General features: G+C 52.1%; 1 protein-coding gene. It reads right to left on the reverse strand.

The annotated features are described in order from the left end of the window. Positions 1 to 211 precede the first annotated feature (211 nt). The coding region (locus tag AC0T7J_RS25370; protein WP_473798550.1) for a hypothetical protein at positions 212 to 430 on the reverse strand (219 nt) is incomplete at its 5' end.

A 430-nucleotide genomic window follows, 5' to 3' on the forward strand; every position in this document is an offset into this window, starting at 1 on the left:
TCAGTGTTTTTACGATAGATGCCATCGAATGGTTGGTATGGCATTGCGTAAATCGGTTGGTGCTCAAGGTGCTGTGGTAGCGGTGGAGTAATTTTGTAGTTGTTCTTACCGCCAAACTCTTCGATAGGCATCCTCTGCCGTTCCTTATGCTGATGAGTGGTGACGCGAGGTAGGTGTGCCGCAGGTGAGTACGGCACTGCACTCTAACCGCTTAACGCTGGCTAGCGTTTGGGAAAAACGTGCATGCGACAACAGGCAGGCTATCCGCCTTGCACTGCATGGCTTTGTCGTAAGTCGGCTGAAGGCCACTACCGCAGATGAAGCCCATCACGGCTGCTAGTACTAGATAGACTTTCGGGCGCTCTTTAGGAGGCGTTGTGTTGTCTGCATATGCGACAAAACGGCGAAGTTGGCGCGCGACTAAGTAAAG

The organism is Pantoea sp. E956-1, assembly GCF_982223955.1.